Origin of the sequence: Streptomyces sp. NPDC012769, assembly GCF_042901205.1 — a bacterium.
Taxonomy (GTDB): domain Bacteria; phylum Actinomycetota; class Actinomycetes; order Streptomycetales; family Streptomycetaceae; genus Streptomyces.
The window spans coordinates 690,785-710,574 of the sequence record NZ_JBIBCP010000004.1 but is presented as its reverse complement, the minus strand read 5'-3'; the positions used below and the strand labels follow the sequence as shown (position 1 = coordinate 710,574).

Sequence of the window (19,790 nt, the reverse complement as noted above, 5' to 3'; positions counted from 1 at the left end):
GCTCGGCCCGGCGGCGCCGCTCAGCGTCCCGGCAGCACGATTCCGGCGGTGGCGCGCGGCGGGCGCTGGCAGCGCGGGCAGTAGTAGCTGGAGCGGTTCATCCAGGGGCGCCGGCGCATCGGCGTGCCGCAGCGGCGGCAGGGCTCGCCCTCCCGCCCGTAGGCGTCGAGCGAGCGGTCGAAGTACCCGGACTCGCCGTTCACGTTGACGTACAGCGAGTCGAAACTGGTGCCGCCGGCCGCGAGCGCCGCGTTCATCACGTCCCGCACATGCCCGAGCAGCTCGGCCGAGCGCGGCCGGGTCAGGGCGGCCGTCGGCCGGTCGTAGTGCAGCCGTGCCCGCCACAGCGCCTCGTCGGCGTAGATGTTGCCGACGCCGCTGATCAGCGACTGGTCGAGCAGCGCCCGCTTGATCGTCGTACGCCGCAGACGCAGCGCGGCCTGGAAGGCGGCGTCGTCGAAGGCGGGGTCGAGCGGGTCGCGGGCGATGTGCGCGATGACGTCCGGGAGCCCGTCGGTGCTCGCCGGCGCCGTGTCGTGCAGGGAGAGCCCGCCGAAGGTCCGCTGGTCGACGAAGCGCAGCTCGGTGCCCGCAGCGTCGGCGAAACGGATCCGGATCCGCAGGTGCTTCTCGTCGGCCGCGCCCTCGGGCTGGACGAGCAGCTGGCCGCTCATGCCGAGGTGGCCGAGCACGGAGGCGCCGGCGTCGGCCAGCGGCAGCCACAGGTACTTGCCGCGCCGTCGCGCCACCCCGAACCGATGCCCCTTCAACCGGGAGGCGAAGTCCGCCGCGCCCTCCGGGTGGCGGCGCACGGCCCGCGGGTGCAGGACCTCGACCTCGGCGACGGTCCGCCCGGCGACCCAGCGCTCAAGACCGCGTCGTACGACCTCGACCTCGGGCAACTCGGGCACGGGACTCCTCCGGACGGCGTCGGTGGACGGATGATGCTGGCAGCCTACCTCCGCCCCCTCGGCCCCCGGACACGACGGTGCCCCCGTCCCTGGAGGGGGCGGGGGCACCGGGAAGCGAAGGGTCAGGCCGTGGCCTGGTCCCTGGCGGAAGAGGGGTCGGCGACCTCTTCCCCGTCACCCGCGACGGCGGTCTCGACCGCGTTCTCGGCGGCGGCCCTGGCCGCCGCCACGCGCTCGTCCGCAGCCGCGCGAATCGCGCGCCATGCGGATTCCGCCGCCTGCTGCTCCGCTTCCTTCTTGCTGCGGCCGGTGCCGGTGCCGTACGAGACACCACCGACGCGGGCGGCAGCAGTGAAGGTCTTCTCGTGGTCCGGACCCTCCTCGCTGACGAGGTACTCCGGAACACCCAGACCCTCGGCCGCGGTGAGCTCCTGGAGACTGGTCTTCCAGTCCAGACCCGCACCGAGGTTCGAGGACTTCTCGATCAGCGGGTCGAAGAGCCGGTGCACCAGCTCGGACGCCGCGTCGAGGCCCTGGTCGAGATAGACCGCGCCGATCACCGCTTCAAGGGTGTCGGCGAGGATGGACGCCTTGTCCCGGCCGCCCGTGCCTTCCTCGCCCCGGCCGAGCCGGATGAAGGAGCCGAGGTCGAGGCCGCGCCCCACCTCCGCCAGCGCACGCGAGTTGACCACCGCGGCCCGCAACTTGGCCAGCTGGCCTTCGGGCAGGTCGGGGTGGGTGCGGTACAGCGTGTCCGTGACCACCAGGCCGAGCACGGAGTCCCCGAGGAACTCCAGCCGCTCGTTGGTGGGCAGACCGCCGTTCTCGTACGCGAAGGAACGGTGGGTGAGCGCACGCACCAGAAGGGCGGACTCGAGCTGGTACCCGAGCCGCCCTTCCAGAAGCGTGTGGGACGAGGCTGAACTGACGTGGTCAGACATCGTGCCTCTCACCAGCCCCTCAGACCGAGAGGACCTGGCGCTTGTTGTAGGTGCCGCAGCTCGGGCACGCGATGTGCTGCTGCTTCGGCTCCTGGCAACGCTCACACGAAACCAGGGTGGGGACCGCAGCCTTCCACTGCGACCGGCGGTGGCGCGTGTTGCTGCGCGACATCTTCCGCTTCGGAACAGCCACGGCTACTTCTCCTGCTTCTCGTCGACGCCAGCTTCGGCGCCGCTCATGTTGTCCTTCTCGTCGGTTCCCAGCGAACCGGCGAGTCCCTGCAGTGCCGCCCAACGTGCGTCGACGGCGTCATGGTGGTGGTCCGGGTTGTCGTTCAGGTTGGTTCCGCACTCGGAACACAGACCCGCACAGTCCTCCCGGCACACCGGCTGCATCGGCAGTGCGAGCACCACCGCATCACGCAGCACGGGCTCGAGGTCGAACATTCCGTCCTCGAGGGGGATCATGTCCTCGTCGTCCTCGGCTTCGTCGTCCGCGGCCGCCTTCGAGCGGCCCCGGTCGTCGGAGTCGGGGTACGAGAACATCTCCTGGAAGTCCGCGTCGACATCAAGCTCGACGGGCTCCAGACACCTTACGCACTCCCCCTCGGCCGATGCACGGGCGGTGCCTGTGACAAGCACCCCTTCCATGACCGACTCGAGACGGAGCTCGATCTCCACCGGGGCGCCCACGGGCACCGCGACGACCTCGGCGATCCCGAGGTCGACCGGGGCGTCGACCGTGCGGGAGATCCGCTGCAGTGCACCAGGACGCCGCCCCAGCTCGTGCGTGTCGAACACGAGGGGGTTGCGGTGGTCGAGGCGCGTGCTCAGGGCTCTTCCTGCTTTCGGATCGTTCACGAGGTGGAGGGCCGCCCTGACGTGGGCAGCACTGATCGCGGACATAGCGCGACCGAACAGCCAGGATACTGGACGCTTCGCTCACAGCCCAATCCGGTCACCCGTGCCCCTGCTCGTACCGTCGCAGCTGCTCCAGATCGATCATGCTCGTGTCGAAGAAGCTGGTCTCGTCGAGCGAGGCGGCCTGGGGGTGCGCCTGCGGGTGGGCCTGGGGGTGCGCCTGGACGTGCGGCTGCTGCTGGGGCTGCTCGTAGCCGTACTGCTGCTGGTACGCGTACGGGTCGGCCTGCGGCTGCTGGTAGCCGTACGGGTCCTGGACCGGCTGCTGGTAGCCGTACGGGTCCGTGGCCGGCTGCTGATAGCCGTACGGGTCGGGCTGGTGCTGCGGCTGCGGCGGGGCGGCCTGCTGCGCGGGGATCTGTACGGGCTCGGGGTCGGCCAGCTCCGCGAGGCCGGCCAGGTAGTCGGCGTCGCTGGTGTGCTGGGCCCCGGGGCCCGCCGCGTCCTGGGCGGCCATGTGCTCGCCGAGGGCGTCGCTGGCGATCCGGCCGTGCAGCTTCTGGCGGCCCCGGCCGACCGCCTCCAGGGTCTTGCTCAGCACGGCCTCGAAGGCGCCCAGCTTGGTGTCCACGTACGCGTCGGCCCGCTGGATCAGGGTCTGGGGGTCCGCGCTGTACTCGGGCGCGTCCTCGTCGGCGTAGCCGTCGGCGTCGAGGCCCGGGCCCCGGCCGAGCAGCTTCTCGCGGCCGCGGTCGACGGAGGCGATGGTCTTGTTGAGGACGACCTCGAAGTTGGCCAGCTTGGAGTCGACGTAGTCGTCGGCCTCGGCGCGGATCTCCTCCGCCTCCCGGCGGGCCTCGGCGAGGATGCGGTCGGCCTCGTCCTGGGACTGGCGGGCGACCTGGGTGTCGGAGACGATCGAGCCGCGCTCGGCGTGGGCGGCCTCGATGATCCGCTCGGCCTCCCGGCGGGCCTGCTCGACCATCTGCTCGCGCCCGCCGAGGAGCTCCTGGGCCTGGGCGAGCGAGCCCGGAAGGGCCTCGCGGACCTCTTCGAGCAGGGCAAGCAGCTCGGCCCGGTTGACCACGCAGGACGCCGACATGGGCATGGAGCGGGCGCTTTGGACCGTCGCGACGATCTCGTCGAGCTTCTTCTGCACGTCCACCGGTGCTCGCCACTCTCTACAGCTGGTTGGAGACGGACGGGACGACTGTAAGGCCAGTCGGACCCTGTCCGGCACCTGGTGACGGAGCGTCAGTGGCGATGGCCGGGGGTCACCGCTCGCGCAGCCGTTCGGTGAGCCGGGAGAGCACCTGCGGCGGCACCAGGTGGGAGACGTCGCCGCCCCAGGCCGCGACCTCCTTGACCAGCGAGGACGACAGGAAGCTGTAGGTCGGGTTGGTCGGCACGAAGAGGGTTTCGACGCCGGAGAGCCCGTTGTTCATCTGGGCCATCTGGAGCTCGTAGTCGAAGTCGCTGACGGCCCGCAGCCCCTTGACGATGGCGGGGATGTCGCGCTGCTTGCAGAAGTCGACGAGCAGGCCGTGGAAGGACTCCACCTCGACGTTGCCGAAGTCGGCGGTGACCTCGCGGATGAGGTCGATCCGCTCCTCGACCGAGAAGAGGCCCTTCTTCGACTGGTTGATCATCACCGCGACGTGCACGACGTCGTACAGCTTGGAGGCGCGGGCGATGATGTCGAGGTGTCCATTGGTGATGGGGTCGAATGACCCCGGACAGACGGCGCGGCGCAACTTGGGTCCCTCGCTCTCCGGTCCGGTCATCGTGCGTCTTCGCACGTAGAGGCGGCGCGACCGTACCAAAACGTTCCCTCGCCGTAGCGACGGGACCGCAGTGGTGCGAAGCCGTCCGGCCAGCGGAACTCCCCGCCCCGGGTGCTGCGCTCCACGGTGACGAGGGCATCCTCGCCGATCCAGCCCCCCGAGCGCAGTGTGAGGAGGATCTCGCGAAGATCGTCGTCGGAGACGGCGTACGGCGGGTCGAGGAAGACCAGGTCGTACGGCTCGGCCGGAGCCGGTCCGGTCACGATCTGCTCGGCCTTGCCAGTGCGCAGTTCGACGCCCGGCAGGCCGAGCGAGCGGATGTTCTCGCGCACGGTCCGCGCGGCCCGGGGGTCGGCCTCGACGAGCAGGGCGTGGGACGCGCCACGGGACAGCGCCTCCAGGCCGACCGCCCCGGAGCCCGCGTACAGGTCGGCGACGCGCGCGCCGGCCAGGCCGTGGAACGACTCCCAGGTGGAGAAGAGGCCCTCCCGCGCCCGGTCGGAGGTGGGGCGGGTGCCGTTGCCCGGTGGTACGGCGAGTCGGCGTCCGCCGGCGGTGCCGGCGATCACGCGGGTCATCTGGGTCCTCGCTCTGCATGAGTCATGGCGTACGCAACAGCTTATGGCGGCTCGTACCCCCGCGCGTCAGCCCTTCTCCAGGTACTCCTCCCGCTCCTTGTCGAGGAGCGCGTCGAGGGCGGTGCGCAGCTCGGGGTGGGCGGTGAGGCCGGGATCGGCGAGGACGAGGGCGGTGGCCTCCTCGCGGGCGGCGGCGATGACCTCCTCGTCCTCGATGACGGCGAGCATCCGCAGCGAGGAGCGGACACCGGACTGGGCCTGGCCGAGGACGTCGCCCTCGCGGCGCTGTTCGAGGTCGATCCGGGAGAGCTCGAAGCCGTCCAGGGTGGAGGCGACGGCGCCGAGGCGCTGGCGGGCGGGGCTGGCCTCGGGCATCTCGGTGACGAGCAGGCAGAGGCCGGCGGCGGAGCCGCGGCCGACGCGGCCGCGGAGCTGGTGGAGCTGGGAGACGCCGAAGCGGTCGGCGTCCATGATCACCATGGCGGTGGCGTTGGGCACGTTGACGCCGACCTCGATGACGGTGGTGGCGACCAGGACGTCGGCCTCGCCCGCGGCGAAGCGGCGCATCACGGCGTCCTTGTCGTCGGGGTGCATCCGGCCGTGCAGCACCTCGACGCGGAGCCCGGCGAGCGGCCCGGCGCGCAGCTGCTCGGCGACGTCGAGCACGGCGAGCGGCGGCCGCTTCTCGGCCTCGTCCTCGGGCGCCGCCTTGCGCTTCCCGCTCTGCTTCCGGTCCTCCTCGTCGCCGATCCGGGGGCAGACCACGTACGCCTGGTGGCCGTTCTCGACCTCCTCGCGGACCCGCTCCCAGGCGCGGGCGAGGAAGTGGGGCTTGTCGGCGGCCGGGACGACATGGCTGGCGATGGGCGAACGGCCGGCGGGCAGCTGGTCGAGGACGGAGGTCTCCAGGTCGCCGAAGACGGTCATGGCGACCGTACGGGGAATGGGCGTCGCGGTCATCACCAGCAGGTGCGGCGTCCGCTTTTCCCTCTGGGAGTGCCCCTTCCCGCGAAGGGCGTCGCGCTGCTCCACACCGAAGCGGTGCTGCTCGTCCACCACGACCAGGCCGAGGTCGTGGAACTGCACCTTGTCCTCGATCAGCGCGTGCGTCCCGATGACGATCCCGGCCTCGCCGGTGACCAGGTCCAGCAGCGCCTGCCGCCGCGCCGCGGTCCCCATGGACCCGGTGAGCAGGACGACCTTGGTCGCCTGGTCGGCCCCACCGAGCATGCCGCCCTCGGCGAGCTCGCCCATCATCTCGGTGACCGAGCGGTGGTGCTGCTGGGCGAGGACCTCGGTGGGCGCGAGCATCGCGGCCTGCCCGCCCGCGTCGACGACGGCGAGCATGGCGCGCAGGGCCACCATCGTCTTGCCGGAACCGACCTCGCCCTGGAGGAGGCGGTGCATGGGGTGCTCGGTGGCGAGGTCGTCGAAGATCTCCCGGGAGACCTTCTGCTGGCCCTCGGTGAGGGTGAAGGGGAGCTTGGCGTCGAAGGCGGTGAGCAGGCCGTCCGGGGCGGGGCGGCGGGCGACGGCGGGGAGCTGGGTCTCGGCGTGCCGGCGGCGGGCGAGGGCGACCTGGAGGACGAAGGCCTCGTCCCACTTGAGACGGTCGCGGGCGTCGGCGATGTCGGCCTTGGTGCGGGGCCGGTGGATCTTCATGAGGGCGTCGGGCAGGTCGGTCAGACCGCGGCCCTCGCGCAGGGCGGGCGGCAGCGGGTCGACGAGCCCCGCCCAGCCGGTGGCCGCCATGGAGTCGAGGGCGATGGCGACGGACTGCTCGATGGTCCAGGACTCCAGCTGCTTGCAGGCGGGGTAGATCGGCAGCAGTTCGCTCGCGAAGGCCTTGACGGTCTCGGTGCCGCTGTCGGCGTCGAGGAGCTTGTACTCGGGGTGGGCGAGCTGGAGCCTGCGGTTGAAGACGCCGACCTTGCCGGCGAACATGGCGCGGCGGCCGGGGAGGAGTTCCTTCTGGTGGAAGTGGACGGTGCGGCCGAAGAAGACCAGCTGCATCCGGCCGCTGCCGTCGGTGATGGTGACCTCCAGGCGCTGCCCCTTGCCGCGGCCGCCCTTGTTGAAGGTGTGCACGCGCGCGTCGGCGACCTGGGCGACGACGGTGACGTGCTCGTCGAGCGGCAGGTCGGCGAGCGCGGTGAGCTCCCCGCGCTCCGCGTACCGCCGGGGGTAGTGGTGGAGCAGGTCGCCGACCGTGTGCAGGTCCATGTGCTCGGCCATCACCTTGGCGGTGGCGGCGCCGAGCAGCTTCTTCAGGGGTTCGTCGAGCGCAGGCACGTGTTCCATTGCACACCACCGCAGTGACAGTCGTCCCGCAGGCCGGGCTGCTACTCGACGCCGATGAGCAGGGGCGGCGCTCCCTCGCCCGCGTGGTACGTCGTGGTGTCGACCGCCAAGTGCGTGGCGCGGACGTGCTGTTCGAGGGCGGGGGCGAGGTCGGCGGGGGTGTCGGAGGCGACGATGAGGGTGACGAGTTCGCCGCCGGCGGAGAGCATGCGGTCGAGGACGGTGCGGGCGGTGGCGGTGAGGTCCTGGCCGATGACGGCCACGTCGCCCTCGATGAGGCCGAGGACGTCGCCGGCCTGGCAGACGCCCGCCGAGGTGAAGGACTGGCGTTCGGCGACGGCGAGTTCGGCGTAGCGGGTGGCGCCGGCCGCGGCGGTCATGGCGACGACGTCCTCGTCGAAGCGGCGGGCCGGTTCGTGGACGGCGAGGGCGGCGATGCCCTGCACGGCGGCGCGGGTCGGGACGAGGGCGACCCGGATGCCCTCGGCCCTGACCTGTTCGGCGGCCGCCGCGGCGACCTGGCGCAGTTCGGTGTCGTTGGGCAGCAGGACGATCTCGTGGGCGCGGGCGCGGCGGATCGCGTCCGCGAGTTCGGTGCCGGTCGGGGGTTCGCCGGGGCGGGCGAGCAGGGTGGTGGCTCCGGCTTCGGCGCACAGTCCGGCGAGGCCCTCGCCGGGCAGGACGGCGACGACGGCGCGGCCGGCGGGCCCGGGCAGGTCGAAGTGGGTGATGCGGATGCGGTACGGGCGTCCCGCCTCGACGCCCGCCTCGACGGCGGCGCCGGCGTCGTCGACGTGGACGTGCACGTTCCACAGCCCGTCGCCGCCGACGACGACCAGGGACTCCCCCAGCTCGTCGAGGCGGGCCCGGAGCCGGTCGACGGCGGCGTCGTCGGCCTCCAGGAGGTAGATCACCTCGTAGGCGGGACCGGCGGCAGGACCGGCCGCGCCGTCGCGGTCGCAGTCGGCGGTCAGGACGGGCCGGTGGTGGGCCCGCTCGGCGGGGCGGGCGGGCGCCTCGCCTGACAGGGCCTCCAGGAGGGCGCCGAGCACGGTCACCAGACCGCGCCCGCCGGCGTCCACGACCCCGGCGCGTTCGAGCACGGCCAGTTGTCCGGGGGTGGCGTCCAGGGCCGTCCGTGCCCCCTCGTAGGCCGCTGAGGCCACCGTCACGAGGTCCCGGCCGTCGGCGCATGCCTCGGCGGCGGCGTCGGCGACGGTGAGGAGGGTGCCCTCGACGGGGTGGGCGACGGCCCGGCGGGCCGCTTCGGCGCCGCTCGCGAAGGCGCGGGCGAGGTGATTCCCGTCACCGCCACCGGCGAGGACCCCGGCCATGCCGCGCAGCAGCTGGGACAGGATCGTCCCGGAGTTTCCGCAGGCGCCGAGGAGCGCGCCCTGCGCCATGGCGCGTATGGCCTCGGCGACATCGGGGGTGCGGCCGGTGGCGCCGGAGAAGGCCTCGTCCACGGCCCGGGCCGCCGATTCCACCGTCAGGTACAGGTTGGTGCCGGTGTCGCCGTCCGCGACGGGATAGACGTTGATGGCGTCGATCGCCTCGCGCTCCCTGCCGAGCGCCTCCAGCGCCCCTGCGCACCAGGATCGGACCGCCTCGGCGTCGAGGGTCTGCGGTGCTCGCGGCAACGGGTGGTCCTCCTGTGCTCTGCGGTGGGCTCACCGCAGGGTAGACCCGCTCCCGACCATGGCCCGGGGCGGGGGCCGGGCGGACCGTGGTAGTTTCGTTCCACGGAAGCAGTCGTTGTATGCTGCTTCGGTTGCCCGGCACCTGTCGGGCCATTCCCCCGGCAAACCACTTCAGATCCCTGATCCGATCCGGTGCGCCGGATTTCACTGTAAATCTGAAGTCTTTGGAGTGACCCGTGGCTGCCAACTGCGACGTCTGCGGCAAGGGGCCGGGCTTCGGCAACAACATTTCGCACTCGCACCGCCGTACGTCTCGTCGCTGGAACCCGAACATCCAGCGCGTGCGTGCCGTGGTCGGTCGGACGCCGAAGCGGCTCAACGTCTGCACCTCGTGCATCAAGGCCGGCAAGGTCTCGCGCTAACCGCGACGTTTTGTCGTAGCGCAGCCCTGCGGTTGCCTTGAAAGGCCGGTTCACCTCGGTGAACCGGCCTTTTGCCATGCCCGGAAACCAGGACCCGAGCCAGAAGACACGGCCTAGTGCCGGAAGGCCCAGCCGTGGTCGACCGGGCCGATGCCCTCGCCCAGGGCGAAGCCGGCCGCGATCGCTCCGGTCACGTACGCCTTCGCCTGCCGCACCGCCTCCGGCACGCCGAGGCCCTTGGCCAGGCCGGACGCGACCGCCGAGGCGAGCGTGCAGCCCGTGCCGTGGGTGTGGCGGTTGTCGTGGCGGGGGGCGCGCAGCCACAGCTCCTCCGAGCCGTCCGTGAGCAGGTCGACGGCCGCCTCGCCGGACGGCAGGTGCCCGCCCTTGATCAGGGCCCAGCGCGGCCCGTACGACAGGATCGCGTCGGCGGCCCGCCGCATCCCGGTCTCGTCCTCCACCACGATGCCCGTGAGCTGCGCCACCTCGTCCAGGTTCGGGGTGGCGACGGTCGCGACGGGCAACAGCGCGGTGCGTACGGAGTCGAGCGCGGAGGCGGCGAGCAGCGGGTCGCCGTGCTTGGAGACGCCGACCGGGTCGACGACGACGGGCACGCCCGTGGCGGCCGAGGTCCCGGCGAGCAGCTCGGCGACCGTCTCCACCAGCACGGCGGAGGCCAGCATGCCGGTCTTGACGGCCTGGACGCCGATGTCGTCGACGACGGCCCCGTACTGGGCCCGTACCGCCTCCTGGGGCAGTTCCCAGGCGCCCTGGACGCCCAGGGAGTTCTGGGCGGTGACGGCGGTGATCACGCTCATGCCGTGGACGCCGAGGGCGAGCATGGTCTTGAGGTCGGCCTGGATGCCGGCGCCGCCGCCGGAGTCGGATCCGGCGACGGTCAGCACCCGGGGCGGCACGGGGGCGGGACTCACTCGGTCTCCCCGAAGTGGTCCCAGCCTCCCGTGCTGTGCCAGGGCGCGCCGTCGACGGTGACCTGGGGCAGCGCGGAGGGGTTGAGGACCTCGCCGATGACCTTCCAGCGGGCGGGGAGCTTCACGTCCGGCGGGAAGGTGGCGACGATCGCGTGGTCCTCTCCCCCGGTCAGGACCCACTGGAGCGGGTCGACGCCGACGGCCTGGCCGATGTCGTTCATCTGGGTCGGGATGTCGATGAGGCCGGAGCGCAGGTCGATGCGGACCTTGCTGGCCTCGGCGATGTGTCCGAGGTCGGCGATCAGGCCGTCGCTGACGTCGCACATGGCGGTGGCGCCGAGCCCGGCGGCCGCGGGGCCCGCGTGGTACGGCGGCTCGGGGCGGCGGTGGGCCTCGACGAAGGCGCGCGGGGAGCGGAAGCCGCGGGAGAGCACCGCGTAGCCCGCGGCGGACCAGCCGAGCCAGCCGGTGTAGGCGACGACGTCGCCGGGCTGGGCGCCGCCCCGGGTGACCGGGTCGTGGTTGCGCAGGTCGCCGAGGGCGGTGATGGAGACGGTGATGGTGTCGCCGCGGACGACGTCGCCGCCGACCACGGCGGCGCCGGCGACCTGACATTCGTCGCGCAGTCCGTCCATGAGTTCGGTCGGCCAGGTGACGGGCAGTTCGGCCGGGACGACCAGGCCGAGCAGGAGCGCGGTGGGGACGGCGCCCATGGCGGCGATGTCGGCGAGGTTCTGGGCCGCGGCCTTGCGGCCGACGTCGTAGGCCGTCGACCAGTCGCGGCGGAAGTGACGTCCTTCGAGCAGGATGTCCGTGCTGGCCACCACCCGCCGGTCGGGCGCGGAGACGACCGCGGCGTCGTCGCCGGGGCCGATCCGCACCGCGGGGGTGGAGGTGAGCCGGGAGGTGAGCTCCCTGATGAGCCCGAACTCGCCCAGCTCTCCGACTGTGCCCTTCACCGCGATTCACCTCGTGTCGTCGTGCCGGCCGCCGCGCCGCTCCGCTGCTCCTCGCCGTGCGGGTCGCGGGCCGTCACCGTGCCGGATACCGTCAAGTAGACCGTCAACTTCTCATCTGTGTACGCCACACCCCGGGCGCCTCCGAGCACGGAGGTCTCCCCGCGGCCCGCGGCGACGCGGTACCGTGGCGTCTCTTTCTCCCACAAGATCCTCGTGGCCGCCCTGGAGGTTCCGTGGTACAGGCGTACATCCTTATTCAGACCGAGGTGGGCAAGGCGTCGACCGTCGCCGAGACCATCGCCAAGATCCCGGGGGTGATCCAGGCGGAGGACGTGACGGGTCCGTACGACGTGATCGTGCGTGCCGAGGCCGACACCGTGGACGCGCTCGGCCGCATGGTGGTCGCCAAGGTCCAGCAAGTGGACGGCATCACGCGCACCCTCACCTGCCCGGTCGTGCATATCTAGCCCCCGTCTACCCTTGGCCGGTGATGTCTTCCCACCGGCCCTTCGGCCTGCCCGCTTTTGCCGCCTCGGTCGTGCTGCTGCTGGCCGTCGCGGGCTGTTCCAGTCCGGACACGAAGGCGTCGGTCCCGGTTCCCCGTCCTCCGGCGGCCGAGGCCGCCTTCTGCCGCGCCCTCGCGAAGGAGCTGCCCGGCACCGTGGCGGGTCTGGAGCGGACCGGCACCGAGCCGGAGTCCGAGCTGACCGCCGCGTGGGGGGATGCCGCGATCGTACTGCGCTGCGGGGTCCCGCGGCCCGAAAAGATGAGCGATCCGCAGTCGCTGGGCATCGTCGCGAACGGCGTGCGCTGGCTCCTGGAGCAGCGGGAGGGCGACGGGCCCCGCTTCACCACGACGTACCGCAAGACGTACGTCGAGGTGTCGCTGGACGAGCGGTACGCGCACGACATCGGCCCGCTCACGGATCTCGCCGCCCCCGTGCAGCGGGCCGTTCCCTGCGCCCTGGAACCGGAATGTGGCTAGGGCCTGAATCCCGGCCCCCGCGGGGGCGGGGGCCGGGCGCCGGGATCTAGCGCAGGCCGGTGGAGCGGCGCAGCGCGGCCTGGATGAGCCGGTCGACGAGCTCCGGGTAGCCGACCCCGCTCTCCTGCCACATGCGCGGGTACATGGAGATGGGGGTGAAGCCCGGCATCGTGTTGACCTCGTTGATGACGAACCCGCCGTCCTCGGTGAGGAAGAAGTCGGCGCGCACCAGGCCCTCGCAGGAGATGGCCTCGTAGGCGGCGACGGCGAGGCGCTGGACCTCGGCGGTGGCCTCGTCGCCGATCGGCGCGGGCACGATGCCGGAGGCCGAGTCGATGTACTTGGCCTCGAAGTCGTAGAAGTCGTGGTCGGTGACGGGCGGGATCTCGGCCGGCACGCTGGCGCGCGGGCCGTCCTCGAACTCCAGGACGCCGCACTCGATCTCGCGGCCGCGGACCAGCGCCTCGACGATGATCTTCGGGTCGTGGCGGCGGGCCTCCTCGACGGCCTCGTCCAGGCCGGAGAGGTCGTCGACCTTGGTGATGCCCACGGAGGAGCCGCCTCGGGCGGGCTTCACGAAGAGCGGCCAGCCGTGGTCGGCGGCGAACTCCACGATCTTCTTGCGGGCGGCGGCCGGGTTCTGCTCCCACTCGCGCGGCCGGATGACCTCGTACGGGCCGACCGGCAGGCCGAAGGAGACGAAGACCCGCTTCATGTACTCCTTGTCCTGGCCGACGGCGGAGGCGAGGACGCCCGCGCCGACGTAGGGGACGCCGGAGAGCTCCAGGAGGCCCTGGAGGGTGCCGTCCTCGCCGTAGGGGCCGTGCAGGACGGGGAAGACGACATCGACCTCGCCGAGGGCCTGCGGCACGGAGCCGGGCTCGGTGTGGACGACCTCGCGGCTGGCCGGGTCGACGGAGAGGACCACGCCGCCCGTCTCGGACTCGGCGAGGTCGGTGACGTTCGGCAGGGTGCGGTCGGCGATGGCCATCCGCTCCGGCGCGTCGGCGGTCAGCGCCCAGCGCCCGTCGGTGGTGATGCCGATGGGCAGCACGTCGTACTTGTCCCGGTCGATGGCGCCGAGGACGGCACCGGCGGTGACGACGGAGATGGCGTGCTCGGAGCTGCGTCCGCCGAAGACGACGGCCACGCGCGGCTTGCGGGGGCTCTGGGTGTTCTCGCTCATATCGCGATGAGGGTACCTTGCGACGTCCGAACTGCTGAGCGCCCCGCGCGTCCCGCGCGCGTCCCGGTCATCCGCGTCGGTCGCGGACCACCGGCGGATCAGCGGCGGATCACCGGCGGATCAGCGGCGTTCCGCCTTGGCGCTGCGCGACATCAGCTCCTTGAGGGCGACGATCGGCGGCTTGCCCTCGTGGACGATCGAGACGACGGTCTCGGTGATGGGCATGTCGACGCCGTGGCGGCGGGCCAGATCCAGCACGGACTCGCAGGACTTGACGCCCTCGGCGGTCTGCTTGGTGACCGCGATGGTCTCCTCCAGGCTCATGCCGCGGCCCAGGTTGGTGCCGAAGGTGTGGTTCCGGGAGAGCGGCGAGGAGCAGGTGGCGACCAGGTCACCGAGGCCCGCGAGGCCGGAGAAGGTGAGCGGGTCGGCGCCCATGGCGAGGCCGAGGCGGGTGGTCTCGGCGAGGCCGCGGGTGATGAGGGTGGCCTTGGAGTTGTCGCCGAGGCCCATGCCGTCGGCGATGCCGACGGCGAGACCGATGACGTTCTTGACCGCTCCGCCGAGCTCGCAGCCGACGACGTCGGTGTTGGTGTACGGGCGGAAGTACGGGGTCATGCAGGCGGACTGGAGCCGCTGGGCGACCGTCTCGTCGGCGCAGGCGACGACGGCGGCGGCCGGCTGCCGGGCGGCGATCTCCTTGGCCAGGTTGGGGCCGGTGAGGACGGCGACGCGGTCGGCGGGGACGTCGGCGACCTCCTGGATGACCTCGCTCATCCGCTTGGCGCTGCCGAGTTCGATGCCCTTCATCAGGGAGACGAGCACGGTGCCGGGGGCGAGGTCGGGGGCCCAGTCCGCGAGGTTGGCGCGCAGGGTCTGGGAGGGCACGACGAGGACGGTGAAATCGGCGTCGCGGGCGGCCTCGGCCGGGTCGGCGGTGGCCGTGATGCCCTTGGGGAGTTCGACGCCGGGGAGGTAGTCGGGGTTGACGCCGGTGCTGTTGATGGCGTTGGCGAGGGCGGCGCGCCGGCCCCAGAGGCTCACCTCGCAGCCCGCGTCGGCGAGCACCATGGCGAAGGCCGTGCCCCAGGATCCGTTGCCGAAGACGGCTGCCTTGGTCACTTCTCGCCCTCTCCGGTGGTGCCGCCCGTCGCGGCCGTTCGGTCCTTCGCGGCCGCGGCGCCCGTGCCGGCCTTGCCCTGCGCGGCCTTGCGGCGCTGTTCCAGCCGGGCCTTGCGGTGGTCGTAGGGCTCGTCCGGGGCCTTCTCGCCGCGGATCTCCTCCAGGAGCCGGGTGATGGCGGCCATGATCTCCTCGGTGGCGGCGCGCAGCACGTCGGGCGTCGGCTCGAGGTCGTGGAAGCGGGAGAGGTCGACCGGCGGACCGGCCTGCACGATCAGGGTCTTGCGCGGCCAGAGCCGGAGCTTGTTCTCCTTGGCGTACGGCGGCATCGCGAGGTTGGCGCCCCACTGGGCGACCGGGATGACGGGCGCCTTGGTGAGCAGGGCGACCCGGGCGGCGCCGGTCTTGCCGGCCATGGGCCACATCTCGGGGTCGCGGGTGAGGGTGCCCTCGGGGTAGAAGGCGACGCACTCGCCGCGCTCGATGGCGTCGACGGCCGAACGGAAGGCGTCCAGGGCGTCGGTGGTCTCGCGGTAGACGGGGATCTGGCCGGTGTTGCGGAGCATGGTGCCGACGAAGCCGCTCTTGAAGAGCCCCGCCTTGGCCAGGAAGCGGGGGACGCGCCCGGTGTTGTACTGGTAGTGCGCGTACGACAGCGGGTCCAGGTACGAGTTGTGGTTGACCGCGGTGATGAAGCCGCCCTCGGCCGGGATGTGCTCCGTCCCGCGCCAGTCCCGCTTGAACAGCACCACCAGTGGGGGTTTGGCGATGACCGCCGCCAGGCGGTACCAGAAGCCGATTCTGCGGCGGGACACTCGGACACCTTTCTCCGGACTGGTTCGCAGGGGCAAGTGTCGCCCTCTGCTCCTGGCCTGTCGAGGACACCGTACGCCCCGGCGCTCGGGCCGTTCGCTCGGGCGGGACAGAATGGGGCGCGATGACGACCTACGCCGATGAGAACGCCGACGGGACCGCGGACGACGACTGGTCCCTGGTGGTGCCCCTGAAGCCGTTGGCACGGGCGAAGAGCAGGCTGGGCCCGGCGGTCGGGGGCCTGCTGCGGGGGCGCCTGGCGCTGGCCTTCGCCGAGGACACGGTGGCGGCGGCGCTGGCCAGCGCAGGGGTGCGGGATGTGGTGGTGGTCACGGACGATCCGGCCGCCGGTGCGGCGCTTTCGGCCCTGGGGGCGCGGATCGTGCCCGACGTTCCGGGCGCGGGGCTCAACGCGGCGCTCGCGCACGGGGCCCGTGCGGTGCGGGCGGTGCGGCCTTCGGCGCGGGTGGCGGCGCTGAACGCGGACCTTCCGGCGCTGCGGCCGGCGGAGCTGGCGCGGGTCCTGACGGTGGCGGGGCAATTCGGCCGGGCATTTCTCGCCGATGCCGCCGAAATAGGTACGACATTCCTCTCGGCGGCGCCGGGGGTGGAATTGGAACCGGCTTTCGGAGGGGCTTCGCGGCGCCGGCATTTGTCCTCGGGGGCGGTGGAAATCCGGCTGGCGGGGGTGGATTCCGTGCGCCGGGACGTCGACACCGGGGCGGACCTGGCGGCCGCCGTGGCGCTGGGCGTGGGGCCGCGGACGGCGGCCCGCTGGGTGCCCGCGGCCGGATAGGCTGCGGCCCATGCAGGCGACCGCGTACACGTACGATCCCGAGACCCGCAGCGGCAGTGTGCTGCTCGACGACGGCACCCCGGTGGAGTTCGGGGCCGAGGCCTTCGAGGCGGGCGGGCTGCGACTGCTGAGGCCGGGGCAGCGGGTGCGGATCGAGACGGAGGGTTCCGGGTCCGCCCTGAGGATCACCCTGGTGACCCTGCAGACCTTCTAGGGAGCGTCCCACCGGGTCGCTCCGGACGCGCCGCGGGCCGGGCTCCCCCTCGGGGGAGCCCGGCCCGGCGTGTGAGCACCAGTCGCCGTCTACTTCTTCGCGGCGGTCTTCTTCGCGGTGGTCTTGCGCGCCGTCGTCTTCTTGGCGGGCGCCTTCTTCGCGGTGGCCTTCTTCGCCGGCGCGGTCTTGGCGGCGGTCTTCTTGGCCGCGGCCGTGGTGGTCTTCTTGGCCGGGGTCGCCTTCTTGGCGGCGGCGGTGGTGGTCTTCTTCGCGGCCGGGGTGCTCTTCTTGGCCGCCGTGGTGGTCTTCTTCGCGGCCGGCGTGGTCTTCTTCGCGGCGGCCGTCGTCTTCTTCGCCGGGGTCGCCTTCTTGGCGGCGGCCTTCTTGGCGGTGGTGGCCTTCTTGGCCGCGGCCTTCTTCACGGTCGCGGAGGCGCCACCGGTGAGGCTGCCCTTGGGCGCCTTCTTGACGGAGACCTCGCCTCCCTTGGGGAGCTTCTTCGAGCCGCTGACCAGGTCCTTGAAGCCCTGACCCGCACGGAAGCGCGGAACGGAGGTCTTCTTGACCCGCACACGCTCACCCGTCTGCGGGTTACGGGCGTAGCGGGCGGGACGGTCGACCTTCTCGAACGAGCCGAAGCCGGTGACCGAGACCCGGTCCCCGCCGACCACGGCACGCACGATGGCGTCGAGCACGTGGTCGACGGCGTCGGCGGCCTGCTGGCGACCGCCCATCTTGTCGGCAATCGCTTCTACGAGCTGCGCCTTGTTCACGTCTTCCCCTTCGGAGACATTGCCGGAACGAAAGTGTTCAAGCTTTTTCGCACGTTAGGCATGTATATACCGCAAATCAAACACGAAACGGGCTAATCACCCTAGTGCCGCAACGCAGAAGTCCCGTTGCGGAGTTCCTGGTGTCAGTCGTCTTCAGGGAATCGGCCCTCGTCGAGGTCCTTCATCAACCGGTCCAGACGCGTTGCCGCGTCCGCGAGATCGTGCTTCGCCGCGGCCGTGATGACCAGCAGCTTCCGGGACAGCGCCATCCTTACGCCCTCCGGGACTTGCAGTTCGCGCACCCTTGTGTGCGCTTCCTTCAATCGGGCGGCGACTGCCTCGTAGAGCTCGAGTTGGCTGTCGCGTTCCATGCACAGATTGTGCCATCTAGGGCGAGTTGTCGCCCGACGGGGTCTCAACAAGCGACTGCGCCCCCCACCGGGCGGTGGGGGGCGCAGTCCTGGAAAAGCGCTGCTCAGGCCGTAATTGTACGGGGCTTGTGGGCCGGCCTCGCGGCCTCGTAGGCGGCGATGTCCGCTTCGTTCTGAAGGGTGAGGCTGATGTCGTCCAGACCGTTCAGCAGCCGCCAGCGGGCGTTCTCGTCGAGCTCGAAGTCGGCGTCGATCCCGGCCGCGAGGACCTTGCGGGCCTCCAGGTCGACGGTGACCTCGGCGGTCGGGTCGGCCTCGGTCAGCTCCCACAGGGCGTCGACGGTCTCCTGCGGCAGGACGACGGTCAGCAGGCCGTTCTTCAGCGAGTTGCCGCGGAAGATGTCGGCGAAGCGGGAGGAGATCACCGTCTTGAAGCCGTAGTTCTGCAGCGCCCAGACGGCGTGCTCACGGGAGGAGCCGGTGCCGAAGTCGGGTCCGGCGACCAGGACCGTGGCGCCCTGCCGCTCGGGGCGGTTGAGGACGAACTCGGGGTCCTTGCGCCAGGCCTCGAACAGGCCGTCCTCGAAGCCGTCGCGGGTGACCTTCTTGAGCCAGTGCGCCGGGATGATCTGGTCGGTGTCGACGTTGCTGCGGCGCAGCGGGACGGCGCGGCCGGTGTGGGTGGTGAAAGCTTCCATGGTTCCTCAGACCCCCGCGGTGGTGGCGACGTCGGACAGATCGGCCGGGGAGGCCAGGTGGCCCAGCACGGCGGTGGCGGCGGCCACCTGGGGGGAGACCAGGTGGGTGCGGCCGCCCTTGCCCTGCCGGCCCTCGAAGTTGCGGTTGGAGGTGGACGCGGAACGCTCACCGGGGGCCAGTTGGTCGGGGTTCATGCCCAGACACATCGAGCAGCCCGCGTGCCGCCATTCGGCGCCGGCCTCCTTGAAGACCTTGTCCAGGCCCTCCTCGACGGCCTGCAGGGCCACCCGGACCGAGCCGGGGACGACCAGCATGCGGACGCCGTCGGCGACCTTGCGGCCCTGCAGCAGGGAGGCCGCGTTGCGCAGGTCCTCGATGCGGCCGTTGGTGCAGGAGCCTACGAAGACGGTGTCGACCTTGATGTCGCGCAGCGGCTGCCCGGCGCTCAACCCCATGTACTCCAGGGCCTTTTCGGCGGCGAGGCGCTCCGAAGCGTCTTCGTACGAAGCCGGGTCGGGGACGTTCGCCGAAAGCGGGGCGCCCTGGCCGGGGTTGGTGCCCCAGGTGACGAACGGGGCCAGCTCGGCGGCGTCGATGACGACCTCGGCGTCGAAGACCGCGTCCTCGTCCGTCTTCAGGGTCTTCCAGTACGCGACGGCGGCGTCCCAGTCCTCGCCCTCGGGGGCGTGGGCGCGGCCCTTGAGGTAGGCGAAGGTGGTCTCGTCGGGGGCGATCATGCCCGCGCGGGCGCCGGCCTCGATCGACATGTTGCAGATGGTCATCCGGGCCTCCATCGAGAGCTTCTCGATGGCGGAGCCGCGGTACTCCAGGATGTAGCCCTGGCCGCCGCCGGTGCCGATCCTGGCGATGATCGCCAGGATCAGGTCCTTGGCGGTGACGTCGGCGGGCAGCTCGCCCTCGACGGTGATCGCCATGGTCTTGGGGCGGGCGAGCGGGAGCGTCTGGGTGGCCAGGACGTGCTCGACCTGGCTGGTGCCGATGCCGAAGGCCAGCGCGCCGAAGGCGCCGTGCGTGGAGGTGTGCGAGTCGCCGCAGACCACGGTGGTGCCCGGCTGGGTCAGGCCCAGCTGGGGGCCCACGACGTGGACGACGCCCTGCTCGACGTCGCCCAGCGGGTGCAGCCGGACGCCGAACTCCGCGCAGTTCTTGCGCAGGGTCTCCAGCTGTGCGCGGGAGACCGGGTCGGCGATCGGCTTGTCGATGTCGAGGGTCGGGGTGTTGTGGTCCTCGGTGGCGATGGTGAGGTCCAGACGCCGCACCTGCCGGCCGCTGAGCCGGAGCCCGTCGAACGCCTGCGGGCTGGTCACCTCGTGCAGCAGGTGCAGATCGATGAAGAGGAGGTCGGGCTCGCCTTCGGCGCGCCGGACGACGTGGTCGTCCCAGACCTTCTCCGCGAGTGTCCTACCCATCGCTTTCCCTCCGGCCGGCGGCTGCGCCGACACCACTAGAGACCCGTTTCGCGAGCCGTTGTGCGGCCGCCT

The 19,790-nt window shown here is 71.9% G+C and carries 23 protein-coding genes; 5 read left to right on the top strand and 18 right to left on the bottom strand.

Features of this window, described 5'->3' with window-relative positions; all coding sequences use genetic code 11:
* Nucleotides 1–20 precede the first annotated feature (20 nt).
* From mutM to ACFY7C_RS24410, 9 genes are all read right to left on the bottom strand, one after another.
* A complete protein-coding gene (gene mutM / locus ACFY7C_RS24450; protein WP_389654201.1) occupies nucleotides 21–911 on the bottom strand; it encodes a bifunctional DNA-formamidopyrimidine glycosylase/DNA-(apurinic or apyrimidinic site) lyase in 891 nt (296 codons plus the stop codon).
* Between the two features lie 122 nt (nucleotides 912–1,033).
* Nucleotides 1,034–1,852, bottom strand: coding sequence for a ribonuclease III (gene rnc, locus ACFY7C_RS24445; RefSeq protein WP_389654199.1), 819 nt, complete (start codon nucleotides 1,850–1,852; stop codon nucleotides 1,034–1,036).
* Between the two features lie 19 nt (nucleotides 1,853–1,871).
* Nucleotides 1,872–2,045 carry a 50S ribosomal protein L32 gene (gene rpmF / locus ACFY7C_RS24440; protein ID WP_030496967.1) on the bottom strand — a complete coding sequence of 58 codons (174 nt, stop codon included), beginning with the start codon at nucleotides 2,043–2,045 and terminating at the stop codon, nucleotides 1,872–1,874.
* Nucleotides 2,046–2,047: 2 nt separating this feature from the next.
* Nucleotides 2,048–2,758 (bottom strand): YceD family protein, encoded by a 711-nt coding sequence (locus ACFY7C_RS24435; RefSeq protein WP_389654197.1) that lies wholly within the window; start codon nucleotides 2,756–2,758, stop codon nucleotides 2,048–2,050.
* Nucleotides 2,759–2,810: 52 nt separating this feature from the next.
* Complete coding sequence (locus ACFY7C_RS24430) at nucleotides 2,811–3,878, bottom strand: cell division initiation protein (RefSeq protein WP_389654195.1); 1,068 nt, start codon at nucleotides 3,876–3,878, stop codon at nucleotides 2,811–2,813.
* A 109-nt stretch (nucleotides 3,879–3,987) separates the two neighbouring features.
* Entirely contained in the window at nucleotides 3,988–4,467 is a 480-nt protein-coding gene (coaD, locus tag ACFY7C_RS24425) for a pantetheine-phosphate adenylyltransferase (protein ID WP_389654496.1), read from the bottom strand.
* A 26-nt stretch (nucleotides 4,468–4,493) separates the two neighbouring features.
* Nucleotides 4,494–5,075: a 16S rRNA (guanine(966)-N(2))-methyltransferase RsmD gene (gene rsmD / locus ACFY7C_RS24420; RefSeq protein WP_389654193.1), complete on the bottom strand. Its 582-nt coding sequence runs from the start codon at nucleotides 5,073–5,075 to the stop codon at nucleotides 4,494–4,496.
* 66 nt (nucleotides 5,076–5,141) lie between these two features.
* The gene (gene recG, locus ACFY7C_RS24415) at nucleotides 5,142–7,376 is read right to left on the bottom strand and encodes an ATP-dependent DNA helicase RecG (protein WP_389654191.1); all 2,235 of its coding nucleotides are present in this window, start codon (nucleotides 7,374–7,376) and stop codon (nucleotides 5,142–5,144) included.
* Nucleotides 7,377–7,417: 41 nt separating this feature from the next.
* Entirely contained in the window at nucleotides 7,418–9,016 is a 1,599-nt protein-coding gene (locus ACFY7C_RS24410) for a DAK2 domain-containing protein (protein ID WP_389654189.1), read from the bottom strand.
* A gap of 236 nt (nucleotides 9,017–9,252) precedes the next feature.
* Between ACFY7C_RS24410 and rpmB the strand changes: the two genes are divergently transcribed.
* Nucleotides 9,253–9,438, top strand: a complete 186-nt coding sequence (rpmB, locus tag ACFY7C_RS24405) for a 50S ribosomal protein L28 (protein WP_003957616.1) — start codon at nucleotides 9,253–9,255, stop codon at nucleotides 9,436–9,438.
* Between the two features lie 113 nt (nucleotides 9,439–9,551).
* On the opposite strand, the gene thiD is transcribed toward rpmB, so the two are convergent.
* Together thiD and ACFY7C_RS24395 are read right to left on the bottom strand one after the other, a co-directional pair.
* Nucleotides 9,552–10,370, bottom strand: coding sequence for a bifunctional hydroxymethylpyrimidine kinase/phosphomethylpyrimidine kinase (thiD, locus tag ACFY7C_RS24400; protein ID WP_389654187.1), 819 nt, complete (start codon nucleotides 10,368–10,370; stop codon nucleotides 9,552–9,554).
* Nucleotides 10,367–11,329, bottom strand: a complete 963-nt coding sequence (locus ACFY7C_RS24395; RefSeq protein WP_356697867.1) for a thiamine-phosphate kinase — start codon at nucleotides 11,327–11,329, stop codon at nucleotides 10,367–10,369. The genes thiD and ACFY7C_RS24395 overlap by 4 nt, the downstream gene beginning before the upstream one ends.
* A gap of 233 nt (nucleotides 11,330–11,562) precedes the next feature.
* On the opposite strand from ACFY7C_RS24395, the gene ACFY7C_RS24390 reads away from it, so the two are divergent.
* Nucleotides 11,563–11,796: an Lrp/AsnC ligand binding domain-containing protein gene (locus tag ACFY7C_RS24390; RefSeq protein ID WP_356697866.1), complete on the top strand. Its 234-nt coding sequence runs from the start codon at nucleotides 11,563–11,565 to the stop codon at nucleotides 11,794–11,796.
* Nucleotides 11,797–11,819: 23 nt separating this feature from the next.
* Entirely contained in the window at nucleotides 11,820–12,314 is a 495-nt protein-coding gene (locus ACFY7C_RS24385; protein ID WP_389654494.1) for a DUF3515 domain-containing protein, read from the top strand.
* Nucleotides 12,315–12,360: 46 nt separating this feature from the next.
* On the opposite strand, the gene ACFY7C_RS24380 is transcribed toward ACFY7C_RS24385, so the two are convergent.
* The 3 genes from ACFY7C_RS24380 to ACFY7C_RS24370 form a co-directional block, all read right to left on the bottom strand.
* A complete protein-coding gene (locus ACFY7C_RS24380) occupies nucleotides 12,361–13,500 on the bottom strand; it encodes a D-alanine--D-alanine ligase family protein (protein ID WP_389654185.1) in 1,140 nt (379 codons plus the stop codon).
* A 120-nt stretch (nucleotides 13,501–13,620) separates the two neighbouring features.
* A complete protein-coding gene (locus tag ACFY7C_RS24375) occupies nucleotides 13,621–14,571 on the bottom strand; it encodes an NAD(P)H-dependent glycerol-3-phosphate dehydrogenase (RefSeq protein WP_389654492.1) in 951 nt (316 codons plus the stop codon).
* A 47-nt stretch (nucleotides 14,572–14,618) separates the two neighbouring features.
* Nucleotides 14,619–15,437 carry a lysophospholipid acyltransferase family protein gene (locus tag ACFY7C_RS24370; protein WP_389654183.1) on the bottom strand — a complete coding sequence of 273 codons (819 nt, stop codon included), beginning with the start codon at nucleotides 15,435–15,437 and terminating at the stop codon, nucleotides 14,619–14,621.
* A 122-nt stretch (nucleotides 15,438–15,559) separates the two neighbouring features.
* Between ACFY7C_RS24370 and cofC the strand changes: the two genes are divergently transcribed.
* Complete coding sequence (gene cofC / locus ACFY7C_RS24365) at nucleotides 15,560–16,231, top strand: 2-phospho-L-lactate guanylyltransferase (RefSeq protein WP_389654181.1); 672 nt, start codon at nucleotides 15,560–15,562, stop codon at nucleotides 16,229–16,231.
* 10 nt (nucleotides 16,232–16,241) lie between these two features.
* Entirely contained in the window at nucleotides 16,242–16,445 is a 204-nt protein-coding gene (locus ACFY7C_RS24360; RefSeq protein ID WP_389654179.1) for a hypothetical protein, read from the top strand.
* An 89-nt stretch (nucleotides 16,446–16,534) separates the two neighbouring features.
* Here ACFY7C_RS24360 and ACFY7C_RS24355 read toward each other — a convergent pair whose 3' ends face one another.
* The 4 genes from ACFY7C_RS24355 to leuC all read right to left on the bottom strand — a co-directional run bounded on the left by ACFY7C_RS24355 (nucleotide 16,535) and on the right by leuC (nucleotide 19,718).
* On the bottom strand, nucleotides 16,535–17,218 hold the full coding sequence (locus tag ACFY7C_RS24355) for an HU family DNA-binding protein (protein WP_389654177.1): 684 nt from the start codon (nucleotides 17,216–17,218) through the stop codon (nucleotides 16,535–16,537).
* 143 nt (nucleotides 17,219–17,361) lie between these two features.
* Nucleotides 17,362–17,589: a hypothetical protein gene (locus ACFY7C_RS24350; RefSeq protein ID WP_389654175.1), complete on the bottom strand. Its 228-nt coding sequence runs from the start codon at nucleotides 17,587–17,589 to the stop codon at nucleotides 17,362–17,364.
* Between the two features lie 104 nt (nucleotides 17,590–17,693).
* The gene (leuD, locus tag ACFY7C_RS24345; RefSeq protein WP_389654173.1) at nucleotides 17,694–18,287 is read right to left on the bottom strand and encodes a 3-isopropylmalate dehydratase small subunit; all 594 of its coding nucleotides are present in this window, start codon (nucleotides 18,285–18,287) and stop codon (nucleotides 17,694–17,696) included.
* A gap of 6 nt (nucleotides 18,288–18,293) precedes the next feature.
* Nucleotides 18,294–19,718, bottom strand: a complete 1,425-nt coding sequence (leuC, locus tag ACFY7C_RS24340; protein ID WP_389654171.1) for a 3-isopropylmalate dehydratase large subunit — start codon at nucleotides 19,716–19,718, stop codon at nucleotides 18,294–18,296.
* Nucleotides 19,719–19,790: the final 72 nt, after the last annotated feature.